At 54.4% G+C, this 23,867-nt stretch carries 17 protein-coding genes; 10 read left to right on the top strand and 7 right to left on the bottom strand.

The annotated features are described in order from the left end of the window. The first annotated feature begins 5 nt into the window (after positions 1-5). Positions 6-1,097 (top strand): lytic murein transglycosylase B, encoded by a 1,092-nt coding sequence (gene mltB / locus ACNAU7_RS07315; RefSeq protein WP_416301797.1) that lies wholly within the window; start codon positions 6-8, stop codon positions 1,095-1,097. Between the two features lie 123 nt (positions 1,098-1,220). Here mltB and ACNAU7_RS07310 read toward each other — a convergent pair whose 3' ends face one another. Continuing rightward, a complete protein-coding gene (locus ACNAU7_RS07310; protein WP_416301796.1) occupies positions 1,221-3,227 on the bottom strand; it encodes a site-specific recombinase in 2,007 nt (668 codons plus the stop codon). A 288-nt stretch (positions 3,228-3,515) separates the two neighbouring features. On the opposite strand from ACNAU7_RS07310, the gene ACNAU7_RS07305 reads away from it, so the two are divergent. Continuing rightward, positions 3,516-5,543: a BCCT family transporter gene (locus tag ACNAU7_RS07305; RefSeq protein ID WP_416301795.1), complete on the top strand. Its 2,028-nt coding sequence runs from the start codon at positions 3,516-3,518 to the stop codon at positions 5,541-5,543. Between the two features lie 89 nt (positions 5,544-5,632). On the opposite strand, the gene ACNAU7_RS07300 is transcribed toward ACNAU7_RS07305, so the two are convergent. Next, positions 5,633-7,186: a fatty acid--CoA ligase gene (locus ACNAU7_RS07300; RefSeq protein WP_416301794.1), complete on the bottom strand. Its 1,554-nt coding sequence runs from the start codon at positions 7,184-7,186 to the stop codon at positions 5,633-5,635. Between the two features lie 50 nt (positions 7,187-7,236). On the opposite strand from ACNAU7_RS07300, the gene ACNAU7_RS07295 reads away from it, so the two are divergent. Continuing rightward, a complete protein-coding gene (locus ACNAU7_RS07295) occupies positions 7,237-7,377 on the top strand; it encodes a hypothetical protein (protein WP_416301793.1) in 141 nt (46 codons plus the stop codon). A gap of 12 nt (positions 7,378-7,389) precedes the next feature. On the opposite strand, the gene ACNAU7_RS07290 is transcribed toward ACNAU7_RS07295, so the two are convergent. The 4 genes from ACNAU7_RS07290 to ACNAU7_RS07275 form a co-directional block, all read right to left on the bottom strand. After that, the gene (locus tag ACNAU7_RS07290) at positions 7,390-8,580 is read right to left on the bottom strand and encodes an SGNH/GDSL hydrolase family protein (RefSeq protein ID WP_416301792.1); all 1,191 of its coding nucleotides are present in this window, start codon (positions 8,578-8,580) and stop codon (positions 7,390-7,392) included. After that, positions 8,577-9,545: a peptidoglycan O-acetyltransferase PatB gene (patB, locus tag ACNAU7_RS07285; protein ID WP_416301791.1), complete on the bottom strand. Its 969-nt coding sequence runs from the start codon at positions 9,543-9,545 to the stop codon at positions 8,577-8,579. The genes ACNAU7_RS07290 and patB overlap by 4 nt, the downstream gene beginning before the upstream one ends. A 10-nt stretch (positions 9,546-9,555) precedes the next feature. After that, the gene (locus ACNAU7_RS07280; RefSeq protein ID WP_416301790.1) at positions 9,556-10,992 is read right to left on the bottom strand and encodes an MBOAT family O-acyltransferase; all 1,437 of its coding nucleotides are present in this window, start codon (positions 10,990-10,992) and stop codon (positions 9,556-9,558) included. A gap of 129 nt (positions 10,993-11,121) precedes the next feature. After that, on the bottom strand, positions 11,122-12,279 hold the full coding sequence (locus ACNAU7_RS07275) for a sugar transporter (protein ID WP_416301789.1): 1,158 nt from the start codon (positions 12,277-12,279) through the stop codon (positions 11,122-11,124). Between the two features lie 146 nt (positions 12,280-12,425). Between ACNAU7_RS07275 and ACNAU7_RS07270 the strand changes: the two genes are divergently transcribed. Next, on the top strand, positions 12,426-12,638 hold the full coding sequence (locus ACNAU7_RS07270) for a heavy-metal-associated domain-containing protein (protein ID WP_416301844.1): 213 nt from the start codon (positions 12,426-12,428) through the stop codon (positions 12,636-12,638). A 92-nt stretch (positions 12,639-12,730) separates the two neighbouring features. Here ACNAU7_RS07270 and ACNAU7_RS07265 read toward each other — a convergent pair whose 3' ends face one another. Next, the gene (locus ACNAU7_RS07265; protein WP_416301788.1) at positions 12,731-17,956 is read right to left on the bottom strand and encodes a RecQ family ATP-dependent DNA helicase; all 5,226 of its coding nucleotides are present in this window, start codon (positions 17,954-17,956) and stop codon (positions 12,731-12,733) included. A 302-nt stretch (positions 17,957-18,258) separates the two neighbouring features. Between ACNAU7_RS07265 and ACNAU7_RS07260 the strand changes: the two genes are divergently transcribed. From ACNAU7_RS07260 to ACNAU7_RS07235, 6 genes are all read left to right on the top strand, one after another. Beyond that, positions 18,259-19,797, top strand: coding sequence for a methyltransferase regulatory domain-containing protein (locus ACNAU7_RS07260; RefSeq protein ID WP_416301843.1), 1,539 nt, complete (start codon positions 18,259-18,261; stop codon positions 19,795-19,797). Positions 19,798-19,878: 81 nt separating this feature from the next. Further along, on the top strand, positions 19,879-20,985 hold the full coding sequence (locus ACNAU7_RS07255; protein ID WP_416301787.1) for a conjugal transfer protein: 1,107 nt from the start codon (positions 19,879-19,881) through the stop codon (positions 20,983-20,985). Between the two features lie 7 nt (positions 20,986-20,992). After that, the gene (locus ACNAU7_RS07250; RefSeq protein WP_416301786.1) at positions 20,993-21,505 is read left to right on the top strand and encodes a low molecular weight protein-tyrosine-phosphatase; all 513 of its coding nucleotides are present in this window, start codon (positions 20,993-20,995) and stop codon (positions 21,503-21,505) included. 229 nt (positions 21,506-21,734) lie between these two features. Further along, positions 21,735-22,211, top strand: coding sequence for a Fur family transcriptional regulator (locus ACNAU7_RS07245; protein ID WP_416301785.1), 477 nt, complete (start codon positions 21,735-21,737; stop codon positions 22,209-22,211). After that, positions 22,199-23,125 (top strand): CobW family GTP-binding protein, encoded by a 927-nt coding sequence (locus ACNAU7_RS07240; protein ID WP_416301784.1) that lies wholly within the window; start codon positions 22,199-22,201, stop codon positions 23,123-23,125. The genes ACNAU7_RS07245 and ACNAU7_RS07240 overlap by 13 nt, the downstream gene beginning before the upstream one ends. A gap of 64 nt (positions 23,126-23,189) precedes the next feature. Next, the gene (locus ACNAU7_RS07235; protein ID WP_416301783.1) at positions 23,190-23,747 is read left to right on the top strand and encodes a peptidylprolyl isomerase; all 558 of its coding nucleotides are present in this window, start codon (positions 23,190-23,192) and stop codon (positions 23,745-23,747) included. Positions 23,748-23,867: the final 120 nt, after the last annotated feature.

Below are 23,867 nucleotides of genomic sequence, written 5' to 3'. Positions count from 1 at the left end.
TATTGATGAAAAAGAGAAAAATACTGACCTTGGTAATTTGTTCGGCGGCTTTGTCTGCCTGTACGGCAATGGAGGCGCAGCCGCCCCGGGCGGATGAAGTTCGGGTCTCACGCGCAGAGGACATGAAAAAAGAAAACCGCCCCGCGTTTGACGCGGCAGCCGTACCGGTATCTGACAGCGGGTTTGCCGCCAATGCAAATGTCCGCCGTTTTGTGGAGGATGAAGTCGGGAAAGGGGATTTTTCCCGGGCGGAATGGCAGGATTTTTTTGACAAAGCGGCTTACAAGGCGGACATCGTCAAGATTATGCACCGCCCTTCCACATCGCGTCCGTGGTATGTGTTCCGCACGGGAAATTCGGGCGGGGCGAAATTTCGCGGCGCGCGCCGGTTTTATGCGGAAAACCGCGCGCTTATCGATGATGTGGCGCAAAAATACGGCGTGCCTGCCGAGCTTATCGTGGCGGTTATCGGGATTGAAACGAATTACGGCAAAAATACGGGCAGCTTCCGGGTGGCGGACGCATTGGCGACTTTAGGCTTTGATTATCCCCGCCGCGCCGGGTTCTTCCAAAAAGAATTGGTCGAGCTTTTAAAGCTGGCAAAAGAGGAAGGCGGCGATGTTTTCGCCTTTAAAGGCAGCTATGCGGGCGCAATGGGTATGCCGCAATTTATGCCTTCGAGCTACCGGAAATGGGCGGTGGATTATGACGGGGACGGACATCGGGACATATGGGGCAACGTCGGCGATGTCGCGGCATCGGTTGCCAATTATATGAAGCAGCACGGTTGGCGCACGGGCGGTAAAATGCTGGTGCCGGCGACGTTGGCACCGGGTGCGGATGTTGAGGCAATTATTGGCGAAAAAACCGTCCTGACGCGGACGGTGGCGGATTTGAAGGCTTACGGCATCATCCCCGGCGAAGAGCTTGCGGATGATGAAAAGGCGGTTTTGTTCAAACTGGAAACCGCCCCCGGCGTGTTTGAATATTATTTGGGTTTGAACAATTTTTATACGGTTTGGCAGTACAACCACAGCCGGATGTATGTAACGGCGGTCAGGGACATCGCCAATTCGCTCGGCGGTCCGGGATTGTAATGTTTTTTAAAATGCCGTCTGAACCACGTTTCGGTTCAGACGGCATTTTTGCATCCTTTTATGGGGATTTCCCACAGCCGGGCGGTATTCGGGGGCAAAGCCCGCTTCAGACGGCATTGCCGGTCAGGGCTTGCCCGAAGGAGGCGGGCGGTGTTCTTTGGCGGGCGGGAGGAAAAGTATGGAGGGGTTGGTTTTAATCTGATTCCAAAAACTTTTAATCAGATTGCGGATGCTGCCGATTTTCGTGCCGCGCGAGCGCAGGGCGACGAAGAGGGCGAGGCTGAAGCTGACGCAGAGGTTGACCAGGCCGATGGCGAGGACGCTGAAAATGCCGAGTACGAACGTGCCCAAGCCGACGTTGCCGCTGACGGCAGCATAGCCGAGGTTGGCGGAGGAGAAGGCGACGTGGCGGATGTCCAGCGGCAGCCCGAGGAGGTGTCCGAAATAGCCGGTCATACCCAAGAGCATCCCGAAGATGAAGTTGCCTGCCAGTGAGCCGTAGTGTTTGTGGATATAGGCGGCAAGGACGCGGCGGGGCCCCGGGCGCATGATTTTACGCAGCAAGGGGTTGAAGGGCAGGCGTTGGCGCAGGTTGAGGTAGTCGGCGCGGTTGTCGAAGAAGCCTGCGATGATGCCGGAGCAGAACAGCCACAGACCTGCAATGGCGGCATACCACAGCGTCGGGTAAGCGATGATGTCTATGGATTTGAACTGGTAGGCGGCGGTGTGGGCATCCAGTATGGGCAGCCGGTACAGATGGGCATAGCCGAACGATATGGCGCACGCCAAAAGGATGGCGATGGAAACGTTGCCGAAAACGGCGACACTTTGGGAACGGCATACGTCGATGAGGAGCTTGGCGAGTTTGTTGTCCACCGCTTTGCCGCCTTCGTTGAGATCGACCTGTTCGGCAAAGCTGGCGGCAGTCATCGCGGGCTGTTTGGTGGCGACGGTGCAGTGCAGCATATGGATGATCATAAAGCCGATGCCGTAGTTGAACCCAGCCGACAAGGAAGTCAGGAAGGGGCTGAGGCCGAGTGTGCCGATGCGGATTTTGAGCAGCGCCATCAGGGCGATGATGATGCCGCCGCCTGCCGCCGAGTAGAACATTTTGAAATATTCTTTGCGGTTGCGGGTGATGTAGTGTTCGCCGTGGTGGCTTTTGTTTTCGGTAATGCTGCGGGCGAGCATACGGATGCTGCTGCGGCGCAGGTGGCGGGTGCTGTATTGTTCGACTGCCGCGTAGATGAGGGAGTTCATCAGGGCGATGGTCAGGCGGTTGCTGTTGCCGGCACCGGTTTGGATGTCGGTGAGCAGCTTCAGACGGCCTACGGTCTGCCGGAGCCGTTCGAGCAGGTGGGCGACTTTGACCGACGAACCGGAGCCGGCGCCCGTCCCTTTGCGGCGCAAATAGTCAATCTGGCTGAAACATTGGTCGAACATCACTTCGAGGTGGGCGGTGTCGTAAGGCGCGGTGCCGTTGCGGTAGTGTTCGACCAGTTTGGCGGTTTCGCGCTGGAGGGCGACGAAGGAAGAATCGGCTTCCAGCAGGCGCGGGGAGATGCGGATGAGGTCGGGTTCGATGGCTTCGGATGCCGTCCAGACAGACAGCATTTCGATGGCGCGCAAACGGGCATCGGCAAGGCGGATGCCCGCCGTCTGCAATTTGGACGGTTCGGCGTGGCTCCGGATGAGTTCGTATAAAACCAGCCATTGGCGGATATTGAGCGTTTGCAGCCATTTGTCGTCGTTTTCGGAATGGAAAAGATAAAGGAAGACTTCGCCCAAGTTGGCAAAATCTTTATATGACGGGCTGAAGCGTTCGTAGATGCGTATGCCCATTTCCCGGGCAAAGCTGTGGCGTGAGAAGATGCCGAGTTTGATGAGTGCCGGATAAATGTGTATTTGCGCGAGCCAGATGTAAAAACACTGGCTGAAGCGGGACAGCAATTCCCTGTCTTGTTTGAATGTGTCGATAATCAGGTCGAAACGTTCCCCCGCACATTTTTTGCCGCCACGGCGCAAAAATTTAATCAGTGCGTTGAGGACGTTGACAAAATCGGTATGTCCCAAGCTTTCCGAAAGCAGGGGGCGCAGGTTTTGAGGGGTAATTTTCTTCATATCAGCCATTGTACCGCATCGGCAATCCGGCGTTAAACGCCCCGATGGCGGGGAGGGCGCGACTGCGGTGGGCGGCGCATTTTCCGCCGGTTTGAAATCAAACTATATTAATGATATAATAAATATCGATAAATCAATCTGATAGAATAATCCGTATTGATTTTTAATTTTTTCGATTATAACAATTTCGGCCGGTTTGTGCATTTCGTCATCCGGAAGCCGGTATTTTGCCGGCAGGTTTTGACCGCTTTGCCCGATGACCGGGTTTGTCTGTTTTTAACAAAGGAGTGAGAAGGTTTGTCCCTGTCTGAATTTATAGAACGCCGAACGTCATTTAATCCGATGGTTATTTTGACGACTTTGTTTTTTGTGTGTGTTTTGGTGGTATTGGTTTTAACCGTGCCGGATCAGGTGCAGATGTGGCTCGATCGGGCAAAAGAAGTCATTTTTACCGAGTTCAGCTGGTTTTATGTTTTAACGTTTTCCATTTTTCTGGGTTTCCTGCTGATACTCTCGGTCAGCAGTTTGGGAAACATCAGGCTCGGACGGGATGAAGATGTGCCGGAATTCGGCTTCCTGTCGTGGCTGGCGATGCTGTTTGCGGCCGGGATGGGCGTGGGCCTGATGTTTTTCGGCGTGGCAGAGCCGTTGATGCATTATTTTTCGGACATTACGGCCGGCACGCCGGAGCACAGGCAGCAGCAGGCATTGCTGCACACGGTGTTCCATTGGGGCGTTCACGCTTGGTCGGTGTACGGTACGATTGCATTGGCTTTGGCTTATTTCGGTTTCCGCTACAAGCTGCCGCTTGCCCTGCGTTCTTGTTTTTACCCCCTGTTGAAAGAAAAAATTTCCGGAAGGTTCGGCGATGCCATTGATATTATGGCGTTGCTTGCTACTTTTTTCGGCATCATCACCACATTGGGGTTCGGGGCTTCGCAACTGGGCGCCGGATTGCAGGAAATAGGCTGGATTGCCGAAAACAGCTTCAGCGTGCAGGTTTTGATTATCGCCGCCGTCATGTCCCTCGCCGTCGTTTCGGCAATATCCGGCGTGGGGAAGGGCGTGAAGGTGTTGAGCGAGTTGAACCTGGGTCTTGCGTTTTTGCTGCTGTTTTTTGTTTTGGCGGCGGGTCCCACTGTTTACCTATTGTCGGCATTCGGCGACAACATAGGGAACTACCTCGAAAATCTGGTGCGCCTCAGTTTTAAAACTTATGCGTACGAAGGGGAGCACAAGCCGTGGTTTGAATCTTGGACGGTGCTTTATTGGGCGTGGTGGTGTTCTTGGGCGCCGTTTGTGGGTTTGTTTATCGCGCGCATTTCAAAGGGGCGCACCATCCGCGAGTTTGTCTTCGGGGTTTTGCTCATCCCCGGTCTGTTCGGCGTTTTGTGGTTTACCGTCTTCGGCAATACGGCGATTTGGCTGAATGACGGGGTTGCGGGGGGAGTGCTCGAAAAAATGACCTCCTCTCCGGAAACGCTGCTTTTTAAATTCTTTAATTACCTCCCTCTGCCCGAACTGACGAGCATCGTCAGCCTGCTGGTCATTTCCCTGTTTTTTGTAACTTCTGCCGACTCCGGGATTTATGTCCTGAACAATATTACCTCTCGGGACAAGGGCTTGAGCGCGCCACGGTGGCAGGCGGTTATGTGGGGCGTGCTGATGTCTGCCGTTGCCGTTTTGCTGATGCGCTCGGGCGGGCTAGGCAACCTGCAGTCTATGACCCTGATTGTTTCCCTGCCGTTTGCCCTGCTGATGCTGATAATGTGTTTCAGCCTGTGGAAAGGCTTGAGTGCGGATAAGAAATATTTTGAGACCCGGGTTAACCCTACCAGTGTATTTTGGACGGGCGGCAAGTGGAAAGAACGGCTGGTGCAGATAATGAGCCAGACGCAGGAGCAGGATATTTTAAAATTCCTCAAACATACCGCATCGCCCGCTATGCACGAGTTGCAACGGGAGCTTTCGGAAGAATACGGCTTGAGCGTCCGGGTCGATAAGATGTTTCATCAGGACGAGCCCGCAATCGAGTTCGTCATCCGGAAAGAGAGGATGCGCGATTTTATGTACGGGATTAAGTCTGTCGGGCAGGATGTATCCGACCAGTTGATTAACGACGGCAATCTGCCGCATATCCGGCACCAGACAACTTACAAACCTTACGCTTATTTTTTCGACGGGCGCGTCGGGTACGATGTGCAGTATATGAACAAGGACGAGTTGATTGCCGATATTTTGAAAAACTACGAACGTTATTTGATGTTGTTGGATGATGTCGGTCAGGAACTGATGGCGCACGAGCAGGTGGAATTGGCAGAGTAAATATCCTCGCTCCGGCGTTTGCCAAAAAATGCGGTGAAGCAGATTCACCGCATTTTTTTTGCCGGACGGAGCTTCAGACGGCACGGCATTTATTTGTTTTTTTCAAACTGCTCCTTCAGCACCCGTTTCAATACCTTGCCCGTAGCGTTGCGCGGCAGCCCGTCTTTAAAGTGGATCTGTTTGGGGATTTTGAAATTTGCCAGCACGGTACGCAGGTGGCGGCGGATTTCGTCCTCGCCCAAATCCATACCTTCCTTCAATTGGACGAAGGCGACGATTTCCTCGTCGGCATAACGGTCTTTCACGCCGATGACGGCGGCGGCTTCGACGGCATCGAGTTTGTAGATTTCTTCTTCGATCTCGCGCGGATAGACATTTTGACCTTTGGAAATAATCAAATCTTTTTTGCGGTCGACGATAAAGATAAAGCCGTCTTCGTCTATGGTAACGAAATCGCCCGTTTTCAACCAGCCGTTGACGATGGTTTCATCGGTGGCGGCAGGCATATTGAGGTAGCCCTGCATCACCGAACCGCCCCTGACGATCAGTTCGCCCACTTCGCCGCGCGGCACTTCGACCAATTCTTCATCGACGGCTTTGGCTTCCAAACCGGGCAGGGGGATGCCGACGCTGCGGGCTTTTTGCCGTTCGGGCGTATTGACGGCGACGACGGGCGAGGCTTCGCTCAGTCCGTAGCCTTCCAGCAATTTGGCGCGGGGGAACTTGGCTTTAAAATCGAGGATGGTTTGTTCCGCCAAAGGCGCGCCGCCGCTGATAAACAGACGGATTCGGTTGAACCATCTGAAATACCAAGGGATTTTCGCCTTGCTCATCGCGGTGTAAATCGCGGGTACGCCCAAAAACACGGTCGCGCGTTTGAGTAGGGCCTGTTTCAAAACGTTGGAAAACGGGAAAACGGATTTGACCAAAATAATCGAACACGCCATATAAATCGGCAGCAGCACCATAGCCGTCAGCGTGAAGCTGTGGAACATCGGCAGGAAAACGATAAATCGGTCGCGTTTGGAAATTTTAAAGATGCGTTCGATGCCGTTCAGGTTGGCAAACAGGTTGGCGTAACTGATTAGCGCGCCTTTGGGATGCCCCGTCGTGCCGGAGGTGTAGATGATGTGTGCCAAATCATTTATCCGGGGTTGGCGGCCCAAGTCGGGTTTTTCGGGGAAGCGGCGCACGTCTTCAAAAAAGGCATCGCCTTCCGCCGTTTCGCCGGCCGGACGGCTTTGGCCCGTCCAAATGATTTTTTCGACGGGCGTTTGCGCCTTCAAGTCCGCCAATTCTTTTGACAGACCGACCGAGGCGAACAGGAAGCGCGCCTTGCAGTCGTTCAGGATATACGCGTATTCGCTGTTTTTCAAAAATGTGTTCATCGGTACGGCGACCGCGCCGATGGCGGACACGGCGAAATAGGCGGTAATAAATTCTGTGGAATTGGAAACCGCCAGCGCGACCGTGTCGCCGAACTTCACGCCGATATTTTGCAGATACGCCGCGACGGCTTCAGCTTCCTGCTTGAGCGCGCGGTAGGCGGTTTTTTCCTTGCCGTCGAACACTGCCGTGCCGTTGCCGTTTTTGCGGCAGGCGGCGGTCAGCATTTCGTAGAAATTGGCATAAGTCCGGTTCATGAAACTTCCTTTATGGTTGCGGACGGCGAACGCCCTCATTTGAAAACAATATGCCGTCTGAAAACGGAAGGCGGCAGTTTATCATCTTTGCCTTCAGACGGCATATCAAACGCCGCCTTTGCGCCGTATGCCGGTTGCGGACGAATCCGCCTTGCCGGGCAAACCGTGCGTGGGGCGGCGATGCCGTCTGAAAGCCTTTTTGTTTACCGTTTCGGGGCGGCGCGGACGAGTTCTTCGAGGCTGTCGGCGAGCATTTCCGCCGACCGTTGGTAGCCTTTGGCGGAGAAGTGTACGCCGTCTTTGGCGGCCCATCCGTGATTGAGCCAGTTTTTCATACTGCAAACGCCGCCCATCGCGTTTTGCCAAGACCAGAACATCGTCTGCCCCTGACGGGCGACGCGCCGCTGCATCTGTTGGACTTCGGTCAGGCGGGCGGGGCGTGTGCCGCATACGCCGAGCGTGTTTTTCAGGGATTCGGGCGCGCCGATGATGAGGATGCCGGCGGCAGGCAGGCTGTCGCGGATTTGGCGGACGGTATCCAGCCATTTTTGTTCGGTGTCGGCAATGTCGATATTGTTGTTGAAGGCTTCGTTGGTGCCGTAGGAAAGGATAACCAAATCGGCGCCGGTTTGGGCGAGGTCGTTCATACGGTCGGCACGCCATTTCGACCACTGGGTCAATTGTGCGCCGTTGATGCCCATTGCGGAAACGGTAATGCCGCCGGTGGGATTTTCGATGTTGATGAAGCCGATGTCCCACGGCATTTCGGTCTGTATGGTCAGGGGCAGTGCCGCGCCCGTATCCAGTACCTGCCAGCCGCCGCCGTTGGCGGAGACGGTGTTGCCGTTGACGGTCAGGGTTTGTTCGGCAAGCAGGGGTTTGGCAAACAGGGAAACGCGCTGCTTGCCGGTCTTACCGTCCGATGCGGCCAGGGTCATGCTGCCGCCGCTGCCGGTGTGGGCGAGGATGCCGCCGAGTGGGAAGTCTCCGGTGTTGTTCCTGCTGGTGAGGCTTTGCCAGTTGCCGTTGTGCCGGACTGCCGCCATACGCTGCCCTTTGACGTTGGCGGGGTAAACCCAGCCTATGCCGCCGTCGCCCCAGGTTTTTTGCAGGCGTTTACGCAGGCTGTCGGTAAAGAAGTCGCCGGCGGTATGCGAGTCGCCGATTTGCAGGATGCGGAAGGTCTCGCCGCTGCCTTGTGCGACGGATTGGAGTTTTTTCATCCAAGGCGAGGCGGCGGCGTTGCCGTAGTCGGTCAAGAGCCCGTTTGTATCGGTGTAGGGGGCGGACGGGGAAACGGTAACGGTGTCGAGACTGACGGAGGCAACGGGCAGGGCGTTTGCCTGGGTTGCGGCGAACAGGGCGGAAAATGTGATGAAGTGTCTGAGGTTCATGGTTGTCGGCCTGGTGTAAAAGTGAGTTTTTCCATTATTTTTTCCGCCAGCAGTTTTTGTCCTTCGGCGGTAAAGTGTATGCCGTCTTTACTGCGGTAGCGGACGGGTTTGCCGTTGACGTTGACGGAGTCGGTGTAGCGGTCTTCCCCGCCGCTCAGGGTGTGCGCGGTGGGAATCAGGATGATTTTGCCTTCCAGGTGTTCCGAAAGCAGTTTGTCGAGGTAGCGCATCTGCCCGTCGAGCTTGGCTTTTTTCATGTAGGGGATGCCGAGCCAGACGACTTGGACGTGGTGCGCGCGGGCGGCTTCAAGGATGCGGTCGACGCGTCTCAGGTATTCTTGCGCCCATTCGTCGGAAGCGAATTTGAGGTATCGTTTGCCGACGGGGAAATCCCACGGGTCGTTCGGGCCGAGGAAGACGGCCAGCACGCTGATTTCGGGATGTTTTTTCAGGGTTTCTTCAATCGTTTTCGGCCAGTCGAAGAATGAGGGGTAGGACAGCCCCGTGCTTTGTTTGCTGAGGTTGACGGATTCGATGCCGTATTGCTGTTTCAGGCTTTTTTGCACGAAGGGTGCGACGCCCTGCATCAGCGAGTCGCCGGCGAAAAAGACTTTGTCGCCGCTGCGGACGGCTGCGGCGGCGGTGTCCTGTTTCCATTCTGTTTTGCCGGTTTGAGGTGCGGCTTCGGATGCGGCGGCTTCAGACGGCATATCTGCCGAACCGCCGTCTTGGGCCGTCGGCGACGTTTCGCCGGACAGGAAGGCTTTGATGCCGTCTGAAAGGGCGTAGGCGTTTTCTTGCAACGCCGCACCGCTCCGCCACCATCCGTAGGCGGCGAGCGGTTCGAGCGGGCTGTTGCGGTGGTAGGTCTGCTGCCAGTAGGCGTTGATGGGGTTTTGGCTGAACCACACGGCAATCAGGGCAGACATCAGTATGGAGGCGAAAAGGGAAAGAAAGTTTTTCATGTCCAAACCCTTAAAAATTGGCATAAATAAAGCCGGGTATCCCCGAGGGGGCGAATACGATAATCAGCAGCAGGACGGCGGAAACGGGGATAAACCACAGCCACATCGGGATTTTTTCCAAACCTGCGACCATCCCGTCGAAAGCGCGTTGCAGGTAAGGGTAGAGCAGCATCACGGCTGCAGACGAGGCAAGCAGCAGCATGTCTGCCTGTTGTGGCGCATTCCAGCCGTTGGCATTGGCAAAGAGGGCACTGAAAACCGCGCCTGCATCGTCGGGGTTTGCGGTATTGAAGACGACGAAGGTCAGGCAGACAAAATGGAAGGTGATGAGCCATGAGAGCGGCGCAAGGTATTTCAGACGGCATAGCGCGTTGCGTCCGAAATAGCGGTCGCCCGTGTTGAGCAGCACCAGTGCCGTGCCGTGCAGCGCGCCCCAAATGAGGAAGTTCCAGCCGTAGCCGTGCCAGATGCCTGAGAGCACCATTGCCGCCATCAGGTTGAGCTGTGTCCGCAAAAAGCCTTTTTTGCTGCCGCCCAAGGGGATGTAGATGTAGTCGCGTATCCAGGTGGAAAGGCTGATGTGCCATTTGTCCCAAAATGCGCGGATGTTTAAAGCACGAAGCGGTGCGGAGAAGTTTTTGGGCAGTCGGAAGCCCAGCAGCATTGCCATGCCGATAACCAAATCGGAATATCCGGAAAAGTCTAAAAAGAGTTGGAAGGTATAGCCGTACACGCCGCCCAATACGCCCCAGCCGTCGAATTGGGCGGGATTTTCAAATACGGGCGACACCCAGTTTTCCGCCAGCATCCCCGCCAGCCACCATTTTTTGGCAATACCCAGCAAAATCAGGGAAACGGCGAGTGCGGGGCGGACGGGCGAACGCGGTCGGTGGGTACGGATTTGCGCCAGTGCGCCCGCCTGTTCGCCGTCCGCGCTTTTGAATGCGGCGGCGCGGATAATCGGGCCGGAGGTAACGGTGGGGAAAAAACTCAGGTGCAGCAGCAGCTCGTGCCAGCTGAAACGCGCGGCGTGCGGGGCGCGGAAGCAGTAAACCAGATAGGCGATTGACTGGAAGGTGTAATACGAAAGCCCCAGCGGCATCAGGATGTCGATTGCGCCGCCTTGTCCGGCATATTGTGCAATCAGCGGTCGGAAAAAGTCGAAATATTTGAAAAATCCCAAGACGGTCAGTGAGGCGGCAATGCCGCACCCCAGCCAGAAACGGCGCGTATTTTCGCGTTCGGAACGGAGCAGTTCGCCCAAAAGGTACACACAGGAGGAATAAAGGACGACGATTGCCGCAAATACGGGGCTGATATGGTAGAGCCAGCCCATACCGATAGCCAAAAGCAGCAGGTTTTGGACGGACGGGTATTTCGCCATACACCAGTAAAGCGGCAGGAAGGCGAGAAAGAACAGTGCGAACTCGACAGACAGCAGCGGCATAAACCATCCTTGGAATAAGAAAATAGGCGTTAAAACACGGCAAAGCCCGTTATTTTAAGCAGGGGCGGATATTTCTTCAATCAAAATGCCGTCTGAAGGGCAGGAGGGGCTTCAGACGGCATCGCGCGGTCAGGTTCGGATATGGCGGTTCAAATTCAGGCAGATCCACAAACCTGCCGCTGCCGTCAGCATACCGGCGATGCCGATACGGGAAATGCCGGCATATTGCGTTACCCAATGCCCCAGCAGCGCGCCGCCGCCGATACCGACGTTGTAAAGTCCCGAATAAATCGAGTTGGCAAGGTCTGCGGCATCGGAGGCGAAATCCAAAACTTTGGAAACCATCCCCAAGCTGACGACCACAATCGCCGTCCCCCATACGAACACCAGCGCGTAAATGGCGGCAGGCAAATGCGCCAAAGGTAGCAAAAGCCCCGAAGACAGGGCGATAAGCGATACCGCGCCCGCCAAAAATGCGCGCGGATGTTTGGCAAACCATTTGCCGAACAGGTAAGACGCGGCAAAGCCCGCCAGACCGTACAGGCTCAGAACCACCGTAACCTGCCGGGCGGAGAAACCGCCGATTTGGATGACGAAGGGCTCGATGTAGCTGTATGCGGTAAAGTGTGCCGTGATGACCAGTACCGTCATCGCATACAGCAACATCAGTTTTTTCCGTTTTAAAAGCAGGGGCAGGCTGCTTAAAGAACCGGCATTCACGCTCGGCAGGCGCGGCAGGCTTTTGGCAAGCACAGCCATCACCGCCGCCGCACACAAACCAATCAGCAGAAAACTCGCCTGCCAGCCCAAATATTGTCCGACCATACGCCCGAGCGGAATCCCCGCCACCATCGCCATTACCGTCCCCGTACTGAGCAGCCCCAATGCCTGATTTCCCTTTCCGACAGGGGCGATGCGTACCGCCAGCGAAGCCGTAATGGACCAGAACACCGCGTGCGTCAGCGCAATCCCCACGCGGCTTGCGAGCAGGATTTCAAAACGCCATGCGGCAAATGACAGGATGTGGCTGACGGTAAACAGTGCAAACAAAATCAACAACAGACCGCGCCGTTCCATATGGCGCGTCAGCAGCATCAGCGGCAGCGAAGTCAGCGCGACAACCCACGCATAAACCGTAATCATTACACCCGTTTCGGTCGCCGCCATGCCGAAGCTTCGTCCGATGTCGCTCAAAAGTGCGATGGGGATGTATTCGGTCGTGTTGAAAATAAATGCGCCGATTGCCAAGGCAATGATGCTCAACCAGGGTTTTTGCGAAGCGTTCATTGTTGTTGTCCTGATGGGAATTGCCGCCATTATGCGCAAGCGTCCGTATTTTTTCAAACCGCCGCACCGTTTCCGCGTTTGCCCAAGTTCACGCTCCGACTTACAATAACGCCCGTCAGAATGCAGTACCAACGAAAGGAAAAATGATGGAAACCCTTATCCTCGACATCGGCGGTATGAGCTGCGGCGGCTGCGTCAAAAGCGTTACCCGGATACTGGAAAGCGTCAAAGGCGTGGCAAGCGTCGAAGTCAGCCTTGAAAACAAAAGTGCGACCGTCGGATACGATCCTGCTCAAACCGCAGCGGAAGCACTAATTGAAGCCGTTGAAGACGGCGGCTATGATGCCACGTTGAAATAAAGCGGCAAAAATGCCGTCTGAAGCCTTTGCGCCTCCCCGATGCCGTCTGAAGCACGCTCCGTGCCTTCAGACGGCATTTTTTTATATAAGGTTTACGGTTTCTGAGGAATCATCAGTACGGGGATGACGACTGCCCATACCGGAATGTCTTCCCGATATTGTTCGAGATATTTTTTGCCGACATCTTTCAAATAGGAGACACCGACAGCGGCAACGGCGGCACGGGCATGTTTGGGGATTTTTTCTTTAAAATTCTTGGCGGTTTTGGCAACCGGTATATTGTTGGCGCAGAAAAGGTAATTGCCGCCGCCGTCTTCAATGATGTCCAGGCTGTCGCCGGTTTTCAACATTTTGGCAGCTTCGATGCGTTCGCCGATTTCCCCGTATGAAGGATTTTCGTTTTCTCGGGCGATGAAGCCGATATCCAACGCTCCTCCATAGTTGGAAAGCATCCTATATTCGACATTCAATTCAGGCAGTTCGGCAAAGGTGCGGCCTATGTACTCTACGTCTTCGGGCAGCGCGTTTATCCAGGGATGGCGGGGTGAGTGGCAGATCAGCGTCAGCGTCTTTTTGGCACGGGTCATGGCGACATAATAGAGGCGGCGGTTTTCGTCGCTGCGCTCTTCCCAGCCGTCGTCCAGGATAAAGACGTGGTCGAACTCCAAACCTTTGGATGAATGCGCCGTTCCCAAGAATATGCCGTCTGAACGGCTGATTTTTTCGTTGCCGACATATTCGTACAGCCAGTTTTTCAGAAATGCCGCAGGATGTTGCGGTGCAGCAGTGTTTTCAGACGGCTGAGTAATGGGGAATTCGTTGAGGAAGTCGGTTTTAAGCTGTGCGAACCAGTTTTCCCATTTCTTGCCGCTGCGCCCGATTTCCTTCTCTATCAACCGACAGAAATCCGCCGAAGAAAGCATACCGTCCCCCGCCGTTTCGATGCCGTGCACCAGACGGACGAATTCGCGTGTTTTGCATAAAGGCAGGTTTTGTTCGTTTGTCAGGAAGTAGGGGATGCTGTTTTGTTCGCACCATGCCTGCATGGGGTTGAGTGTGTCGTTGTTGCGGGCAAGGACGGCGATGCTGTTCCAAGGGATGTCCGCCAAATTCCGCAAACGCTGTATTTCCTCAATGACGGCTTGGGATTGGATGTTGAAGCGTCTTCTCCGGTTGAACTCGGGGTGCGGGCGGATGACGCGGACGCGGCCTTGGCGTTCGGGGTCGGTTTTCGCCCAGCTGCCGCCGTCGGGGTCTTGCTGCCTTTCGGGATTGACGGCGATAGGGTGCAGGTTTTTCAGGCGGTCGGGCATTCCGCTTATCACGCGGTTGGCGGCGGCGATGATGTTTTGCGTGCTGCGGTAGTTGAAAGTCAGGAAATCGGGCGAATCCACGCCGTATTCTTCCTGAAAACGGCGGATGTATTCGTTGCTGCTGCCGTTGTAGGCAAAGATATTTTGGTCGTCGTCGCCGACTGCAAGAATGGTCAGCTTGTCTTCATCGTCGCGTTTCCTGCCTGCCAGCGCGGAAACCAGCCTGTAATGCCGTTCGCTGATGTCTTGGTACTCGTCTACGAGGATATAGCGGAATCCCGACATGATGCGTTCGCGCGCTTCGTCCCCGTCGCCGCCGCCGATGCCGTCTGAAAGCATGGCGGTGGCTTCTTCGCACCATTTTTCAAACTGTTCTTCGGTTTTCCGTTTCTCCTGTTCTCTGCTTTTGCCGTCGAAACCTTTGCTGTCGAAACGTACGCCTAAAAGCCGCATTGCCATACCGTCGTAAGTCAGGACGGTAACGGTCCGGGCAAGGTTGCCGACCAGTCCGTGCAGGCGGCGTTTGACTTCCAGTGCGGCAAGCCGGGTAAAGGTCAGGACGATGATGGAGGATGCCGGAACATGTTGGACGCGCAGAAGATAGGCGACACGGCGGACGATGATGCGCGTTTTGCCGGAACCGGGGCCGGCAAGCACCAGGCGGTTCCTGCCGCTCTGATCGGTAACGACGGCTTTTTGCACGCTGTTCAGACCGTCCGTGACGGCATGGAGGGTACCCGGAGAGACGGGTTCTTCCAATTCTTTCAGCCTTCCTGAGAACCATTTGTCCTTAAATGATTTTTCATCCGTTTTAAAATAGTCGGCGACCAGGTTTAAGGCTTCGGTGATGTTTTTGAGCGCGCGTTCCGCATATTCGCGCATGACGTGGATTTGGAAACGTTTTTCCCCGTAAAACGTTTCCAAGGGGCGGTAGTCCGATTTGAGGTATTGCCGTTTGGATTCCAGCGCGTTCCGGTTGGGGACGATGGTCATCGCGTGGCGCAGGATGGTAATGCCGTGGTTCAGTTTGATGATGCCCAGTTTGTGCATGAACAGCAGCGCCTGTTTGAGCAGGGTTTCGCGGCGGTTTGCCGGAATCTGTACCGACAATTGCATATCGTCGGCAAGCCGCTGCACCATTTCGCCGATTCCGGTTTCCACGACGACATCTTTCCGCCGGACACCCTCTGTCTTGCCGACGAGGAAGGACAGGACGCAGGCGCAGATGTTGCGGCGCAAAAGGGCGGCTTCCTGAATATTTTCCCAGCTGTCATTGTTTTTGAAGCGGATTTTCAGGCAGCCGTTGCCTAAGTCGCGGATTTCAAAGCTGCCGTTTTTATTGGATTCGAGTGCGGATTTGTCGTCCGCAAAAGACAGGATGAGCTGCTTGATTTCGGCGGGCGTGCTTTCCAGTCCCGAATCGTGCATTTCGTAGCAGACGGCATTGACGGCGAGGTTTTGCCATATTCCCTGGTCGGCATCGGGAATTTCCGTTTTCAATATCTGCCAGAGTTTTTCTTCCCATCGGCTTATTTTTTCCAAAAGCCCGGACGACGGTTTGACGTTGTCGGTACGCAGGATGACGGTCATACGCGTATCGTTGGTCAATATGCCCATTTCTTCGAGGCTGTGCAGGTGTCCGCGCAATTCTTCCAAACTGCATGCGGTCGCCTGTATCAGGTCGTCGGTACTGAGCGGCTTGTCATCCGGTGCGTTGAATACGATTTCGGCAATGGTCAGGTAGATTTCTTTGAGCCGTCGGGCGAACCGGCCTTTTTGAATCAGCTCCGAAGCCTGTTCCAGAGTCAGTTTGCCCGAGCGGGAGGGGAAGATTCTGGTGCGGTTTTCTTTGCGGTCGAGCAGTTCGGCACGTTCCAGCCAGGAAATGGCGGTTTTGATTTTGGTGTCCGACTGGCGGTCGTCCCTGTCGAAGCTCATATATTCTTCGCTGTCTTTCAGAATCTCGCCGCCGGTGGCGACGACTTCGCCGCAACCGTCCTTGCCGTGTGCCGCCGCGTTGAGCATGCCGATTTTGCGCCATACCGTTTTGAGGTCGCGCAATTCTATTTGCGACATTTTGCTGATGCCGAATTGGGTATCCACATCGCTTTTTTCATAAAGCAGGATGCATTTTGCCTCTTCGCGGTCCCGTCCGGCGCGCCCGGCTTCTTGAAGGTAGTTTTCCAGCGAACCGGTAATTTCGGCATGAATGACCAGCCGTACATCAGGTTTGTCCACGCCCATGCCGAAGGCGTTGGTGGCGACGATGACGCGCAAGCCGCCCTCGATAAAGCGGTTCTGTATGTCTGCTTTGGCATTGGTTTCCAGGCCTGCGTGGAAGTATTCGCACGCCCAGCCTTGTTTTTGGAGGTATTCGTTATAGCCTTCCGCACTTTTGCGCCTGCCGACGAAAACGACTGCGCCGCCACTTTGATGGTCGAGTTCCCGGTGGAGCAGCTCGTCGATTTTTTGTTTTTTGATGCCGTCTGAAGCTTCGAAAACTTCGTAAGACAGGTTGTCGCGCGCGTTGTCGCCGATAAATTGCCTGAATTCTATGCCGGCCTGCTCGCGGAAATTATCGGTAATGTCGGCAAGTACGTCGGGTTTGGCGGTGGCGGTAAAGCAGCTTACCGGTGCGGTGCTGCCGTTTTTCCTGCCGTGTTCGGCGATGAATTTGACCGCATACAGGTAATCGGGTCGGAAATCGTGCCCCCATTTGGACAGGCAGTGCGCCTCATCGAATACCCAGCCGTTGATTTGACGTTGGGAAATGGCGGAAATGAAACTGTCGTTGCGGAACTGTTCGGGAGCGACCAGCAGGATGCCGATGTCGCCCAATGCGGTTTTGTCCAATATTTCGGCACGTTCGACCACTTCGACCAGGCCGTTGAGCATGGCGGCGCAGGTAATGTTTTTTCTGAGCATTCCGTCCAGCTGGTCTTTCATCAGTGACTGTAGGGGCGAAATGACGACGGTCAGCCCGCCGTTACGGTAATAGCGGTTGAGTGCGGGAACTTGATAACACAGGGATTTTCCGCCGCCGGTGGGCAGGACCGCCAGCGTGTGCAGACCTTTCATCCCCGACTGCACAATGGCGCGCTGACCGCCTTTGAAACCTTTGAAATGGCGGAATTCGGACAGTTTGAAATAACGCTGCAACTGGGCTTCGGGATTGAGCATGTCGGCGCAGTAGTTGCAGTTGCTGTCGCCGCAGTCGTGATCGCGCAGTTCGGCAATCAGCCGCGCCGTTTCAGGAAAACGGCTCCGCACCCACGGGGCAAGCACGGAGTTGCCGCCGGAGACGTTTAGCCATGACAGGGCATAGGCAAGCGAAGGATAGATGTCGCGATTGCGGATGTCGGTTTTCATCAACTCCAGAAAACGCGTGCGGCAGACTTTCAAACGCCCTTTTCCTTCGTTGTCCTGCATCATCATCCAAATAATGCGTATCAATCGGTTGGTATCCGGGTGTTCGGTACGTTCGGCGAAGGAGATGCCGTCTGAAAAACGATACGGCAGACGCATATCGGACAATGCCGCCCACAGGGTAAATTCATCGGGTCTTTCGGTTTTGATTTTGCCGAATGCGGCACACTGGTCTTGAAAAAGCTGCCAACAGGCGCGGCAGTCCGCCAACGGGGAGTTGAGTTCGGAAGAGATGATTTTGTAGTTTTTAATCAGACGGTGGTACGGGTTTTGCGGAAAGGCGAGCGGCGACAGCTTCAGCGTATCGATAACGGGCAATGAAAGCCATGCCCGGCCGGGCGCGGCTTTTTTCAAATACGGCAGGTCGTGTTCGAGGAAGTTGTGCCCCATCAGCCATTCCGCACCTTCCGCAAGGGGCTGCATTTCCGCCAATGCCTTCCTGAAACCTTCTTCATGGCGGAAGCTTCGTTCAAACCCGAGGTCAAGGTCGGGCCGGTATGCACCGATTTTGAAGACGGTATCGGTTTTGGGGTTAATTTCCAAGTCGATGATTAAAACGGCAGGTACGGCAAAATCCATGGCGGTCGGGATGCTGGCATAAAACGGTCAATATACCATAGTGTTGCGCCTTTATCCCTGATTTTGGCAAGACGGCGGAGGGATGCGTCCGGACGTATGCGCATACCTTCAGACGGCATACTTGTTCGGAAGCCCGATAATTTTCGTGCGGTTGAAGTAGGCAGGCGAATTGGTTAAACTTGCGGGCATATTGTCTTTAGAGTGAACAGAATATGTCGAACAAAAAGAAAAAAGCCGCTTCCGCGCGCCCTATTATGGCAAAGAAAGCGCGGCAGGCGGTTGTCGGCAGTCCTGCCTCCCATATGGCGGAACCTTCGGAAATATCGGACATCAAAAATTCATATGATGATTTGATGTATGAATCCAAAGCATTTTCCCAAACCGCTATCAACGCTTTGGAGGCGCGCGCCCGCCTGATGGGTTTGCAGCCCGCGCCCGCCGCCAATGCCAAGGTCTTGGAGCTGGGCTGTTCGATGGGCGGCAACATCATCACGCAGGCTCTTTATTACCCGGATGCGGAATTTGTCGGTATCGACTTGTCCGGCAGGCAGGTTGCGCAGGGCAACGCCATCATTGAAAAAATGGGCTTGAAAAATGTGCGTCTGGAAGAAAAAGATATTTTGACCGTCGATGAATCATTCGGGAAGTTCGACTATATCATCGTCCACGGCATTTGGTCGTGGGTGCCTGACGCAGTTAAAGACAAAATCTTTTCGATTTGCCGGAACAACCTGACCGAACACGGCATTGCCTATATTTCATACAATGTTTACCCCGGCTGGAAACGGCAGGAGCAGTTGCGCGAAATTATGTACTTTGCCGGCAGGGATGTGCTTGAAGAACCCTTGGAAGCGCGAACGCGGAAAGGCTTGGACGCGCTCAAGGCGCTGGCGGAAATTTTGGAAAACGACAAGGGCTTGGGCGGCGGCGGCAAACTTCCGGCGATTCAAAAAATATTGAATCACAATACTTATTATGTCGCACACGAATATATGGAAATATTCAACGACCCGATTTACGTCAACGGCTTCATCGAATGGGCTAATCGCCACAGGCTCGCATATATCGGGGATACTGATTTGCACGCGTCTTTTGTTTCTTGGATGGCGGAGCATACGCGGGAGCGGATTCTGGCATTGGCAGGGGGCGATTATATTGCCAAAGAATTTTACAGCGATATTTTATCCGACCGCCAATTCCGCCGTTCGCTTTTATGTCGTGAGGAAGTCGGGGATACTATCAGGCGTGATGAGTCGGTTACTGTCGAAGTGATAGAAAGTTTGAATTTCCGCCCGGCAAGAGGGGAAACAATCAACTTTGATGAAAACGATACCCTGCTTTCGGGCATACGCGATGTGATGAAAACCGGAGAGGCGTTTAAAACGGAAGATGTTGCGGAAAATCTCGCCCGCCGATTTCCCGGTCTGGAATTTGACCGCATGAAAATCAATTTCCAGCTTTTATTGCAAACCATTCTCGGGCGTTTTTCTGTTTCATCAGACAATGCGGGCAAACCATTTTTTGAAGACCATAAAACCTATGTGCCGGCGCGTTTTACAGATTATGTCGCCGCCTTTGTGGAACACGGCGCGGAAGCGTTTGTCCAGCCTGCCAACCGTTACAACGAAAGCACCCCCTCATTCGGATACGGGCATTTGTACATTATGCGGCAATTATCGCGGCCGACGAGCAAACAGGCGGTGATAGATGCGGTTGCTGAAAACTTGAACATCGTCAGCACCACGCCCGACGGTTTGACATTCCATCCGCCTGCCGAAGTGTATGTGGAAGAAATATTGGCAGACTTGGCAGACAGGCATTTTCTCGTTTCGGCGGGTTGACGGGCAAGGCCCGGCGGCAATCCGTCCGATATATTTTCAGACAGGAAAGACACACACTGCGAAAAATGGTACACGACACATATGAACCAGACATTTACCTTGCCCGATACGCGCCCGTATCCCCAAAATCCGATTAAAAACCACCTGCTGCTCAATGCCTACCAGTTGGCGCATAATTCTTCCCAGGCTTCGCGCAAACTCTCGTCCGGCCAACTTCAAACCGAAATCAGAGGGATGCTTGAGCAAAACCACTATATCAACCTTTCCCTCGCGCTGACGATGTCGCCCGATGCCGGAACTTATGCCGCGCTGCTTTCCAGTGTGAACGCGGTACTCGATTGCGAGAAAGAAGGCGAAGTGCAGTGGTTCGCCCTGCCGGTTGTGCTGGTGTCCGGCTGCAAGAAAGAACGGGCAATCGAGATGAAGCTGCCGACGGAGGCATTGTTTGCCTGCCTGCAAAACTATCCGCACCTGCGCACGTTGACGCAAGAGACACAATGGCTGCCTTATCTTGTGCATTCGTCCGATTTGAGTGCGGTCGCGCCGGATGAGTGGTGGCGTGCCAAACAAAATACCGAAGCGGCGGCGCAACACTTACGCCGTTTCGTCCCACGCCCTTTGCTGTTGCCCGAAGGGCAGTCCGTCCACGTCGTTTACGCGCTGGGTTTCGGCAGCGGCAAGGTTCAGACGGCATTGGGTCAGAACCTTCTTCAGGCAGGTCTGCCCTTGATGCAGGTATGGCAGGAAAATCTTGCATCGGAAGGCGTTACGCTGTTTGCCAATCCGCTTTCCCCGGATTCTCCGGTACGCGCGCTTTCAGACGGCAGCCACACGCGCCAACGTATGGCGATGGATGTTTTTGCGGCAAACGCGATACGCGCCGTCCGTATGCAGAGCCCCCGCGTCGGCGTGGTCGCTGCGGCAAAGGCGGGTGGACAGATTCTATTCGGATTTAATGCGACCGACGGCGCGTTTGAAGTCGTGCCGCAGGTGTTTTCGTGGCAGCTTTCCTTTACCGACAACATTGCCGTTGTTCAGCAAAATTTTTTGGATTTAATGGCAGAATGCCGCGTGGAACACGTTTACCTGTTGCACAATCCCTTGGGCGAACAGGAAAACATCCCGAGCTATGCGGAAGCGTTGAAACGGGAAGGGCACAATCCGTTTTTCAGTACACAATACGATTGACCTGCCGATGCCGTCTGAAAGGATTTCCGCTTCAGACGGCATCGCATTGGAACAGGGCGCGGATATGAAAAAACCGAAAATCCTTTTTGTCTGCCTCGGCAACATCTGCCGTTCGCCGATGGCGGAATACATTTTGTGCCGCCGTGCCGCCGAAGCAGGGATTCCCCTCGAAGCGGACAGCGCGGGGACATCGGGCTGGCACGACGGCGAAGATATGCACCGCGAGACGGCGAAGATATTGAAAAAACACGGTATCGATGCTTCAGGCTTTACCAGCCGCAAAATCCGCCAAAGCGATGCGGCGGTGTTTGACTGCATCATCGCGATGGACGGCAAGAATTTGTCCGAATTGGAAAAAACCTTCGGCAGGCAGCCGGAAAAAATATTCAAGCTGACCGACCTGATACCCGAAAGCGGTTACGACCATGTCCCCGATCCGTGGTACACGGGCGATTTTGAAGAAACATACAGGCTTGCGGATGCGGGCTGTCGGGCATTGTTGGAAAAGATTTCCAAATAAAATAATTGAATACAAACACAAATATATAGTGGATTAACAAAAACCAGTACGGCGTTGGCTCGCCTTAGCTCAAAGAGAACGATTCTCTAAGGTGCTGAAGCACCAAGTGAATCGGTTCCGTACTATTTGTACTGTCTGCGGCTTCGTCGCCTTGTCCTGATTTTTGTTAATCCACTATAAAACCGCCTCCTGCCGTATCGGTCGTTCAGACGGCATAAACAGGGAATTTATGAAAACAAATTTCAAACAGAAAATTATCGAACAGGCACGCAGAGAGGGCTTGCAGGTAACCGCTTTGCGCGAGCAGGTATTAGATATTGTCTTGCAGCAAAGCGGCGTGATTAAAGCCTACAATGTTTTGTCGCAGATGCAGCAGCAGAGCGAGGGCGCGGTTGCACCGCCTACCGCCTACCGCGCCCTTGATTTTTGGGCGGAGCAGGGCGTTTTGCACAAAGTGGCGGCGGTCAACGGCTATATTTTGTGCAGCCACGCGCAGCACGAGTGTAACAACCATTGCCATGACCACGAAGAAGCCGAAGCGCACCACAGCGCGTTTATTTTGGTTTGTACCGAATGCGGTACGGCAGACGAGCAGACCTTGAGCCAAGAATGGGCGGCATTGCGTGCAGGCGTGGCCGAAAGCGGCTTTGCGCTGAAAGAAGAACATGTTGTTTTAACCGGAATCTGTAAAAAATGCCAGAAATGAAAAAAACCAAAGTCCACCTGATTTCAGGTTTTCTGGGAACAGGCAAAACCACCGCGCTCAAAAGCCTGATGGAGCAGAAAGAACCGAACGAGAAATGGGTCATCATCGTCAACGAGTTTGGCGAAATCGGCATTGACGGCGCGGTATTGAGCGACAACGGCATCCCTGTGGCAGAAATCGCCGGCGGCTGTTTGTGTTGCACCGCAGGCCCGCAAATGGGCGTAACCGTACAGAAAATGCTGCGCGATGCCAAGCCCGACCGCCTGATGATTGAAGCAAGCGGACTGGCGCACGCCGCCAGCGTCATTGATGAACTGAAAACCAAACCGCTGGACAGCCTTTTGGAAATCGGCGCAGTCTTTACCGTCGTCGATCCGCGCCAGTTCATCAATCCCGATTACGCGCAACAGGCGTTGTATAAAGACCAAATCGGCATCTGCGACGTATTGGTCGCCAGCAAAACCGATTTATGCACCCCCGAACAGCTTGCCGAATTTCACGACAAAGCGGCAAAACTGTTTCCACCCAAAGCCAAAGTGGTCGAAGTCCAAAACGCACAACTCGATATCCAATGGCTCGATATTCCCGTCATCGAAAAATCACGCTACCGCCTCAAAGCCCTGCCGGACAACACCATGGGCTTCCAGTCGCAAGGTTTCACTTTCCCCGCAGGCCGCGATTTTGACGGCGAAAAGCTGACCAACTTCTTCAACGACCTGCCCAAAATGACCGAAGGACTCGTCCGCGCCAAAGGCGTGTTTCAAGTATTGGGAACGTGGGTGTGGCTCAACTGGGTAGACGGGCAATGGGGCGCGAACCAAGTGTCTTGGCGGCGCGATTCGCGTTTTGAATTGATTGCCAAATCGTTTGATGCGGATTTAATCGAACAAAAACTCAAAGACGCATTGGAATAGCGTTCACGCGCCTTCAGACGGCATAGGAAATGAAAATGCCGTCTGAAGGCTTTAGGAGGACGGGATGAAACCCAAATTCAAAACCGTTTTAACCGCGCTGCTTTTGGCGGCTTCCCTGCCGTCTATGGCGGCAACCCGCGTCCTGATGGAAACCGATATGGGCAATATCCGTTTGGTTTTGGACGAATCCAAAGCCCCCAAAACCGTTGCCAATTTCGTGCGCTATGCCCGAAAAGGCTTTTACGACAATACGATTTTTCACCGCGTTATCGACGGCTTCGTTATCCAAGGCGGCGGATTGACCGAGGACCTGGTACAAAAGGCAACCGATAAGGCCGTTGCCAACGAATCCGGCAACGGCTTGAAAAACACCGCCGGTACCATCGCCATGGCGCGGACGGCAGACCCCGATTCCGCCACCGGCCAATTCTTTATCAATCTGGCGGACAACGCTTCGCTCGACTACAAAAACGGACAATACGGCTATACCGTTTTCGGCAGGGTCGAAAGCGGAATGGACACCGTTTCCAAAATCGCCCGCGTCAAAACCGCCACGCGCGGCTTTTATCAAAACGTACCCGTACAGCCCGTCAAAATCCGCCGCGTTGTTGTCGGACAGTAACACGCAGACAGACGTTCAGACGGCGCCGCACGTTTCCCAAAAAACGCCGTCTGAAGTGAAAAAATATTTTAAAACAGACAGTTGATGTTGACAAATTCAAACCGAGGATTTTAAAATGCT

The organism is Neisseria sp. LACPHL-SPEC-2024-00856, assembly GCF_047915665.1.
GTDB lineage: Bacteria > Pseudomonadota > Gammaproteobacteria > Burkholderiales > Neisseriaceae > Neisseria > Neisseria polysaccharea.
This window is presented reverse-complemented; position numbering and strand designations above follow the sequence as displayed.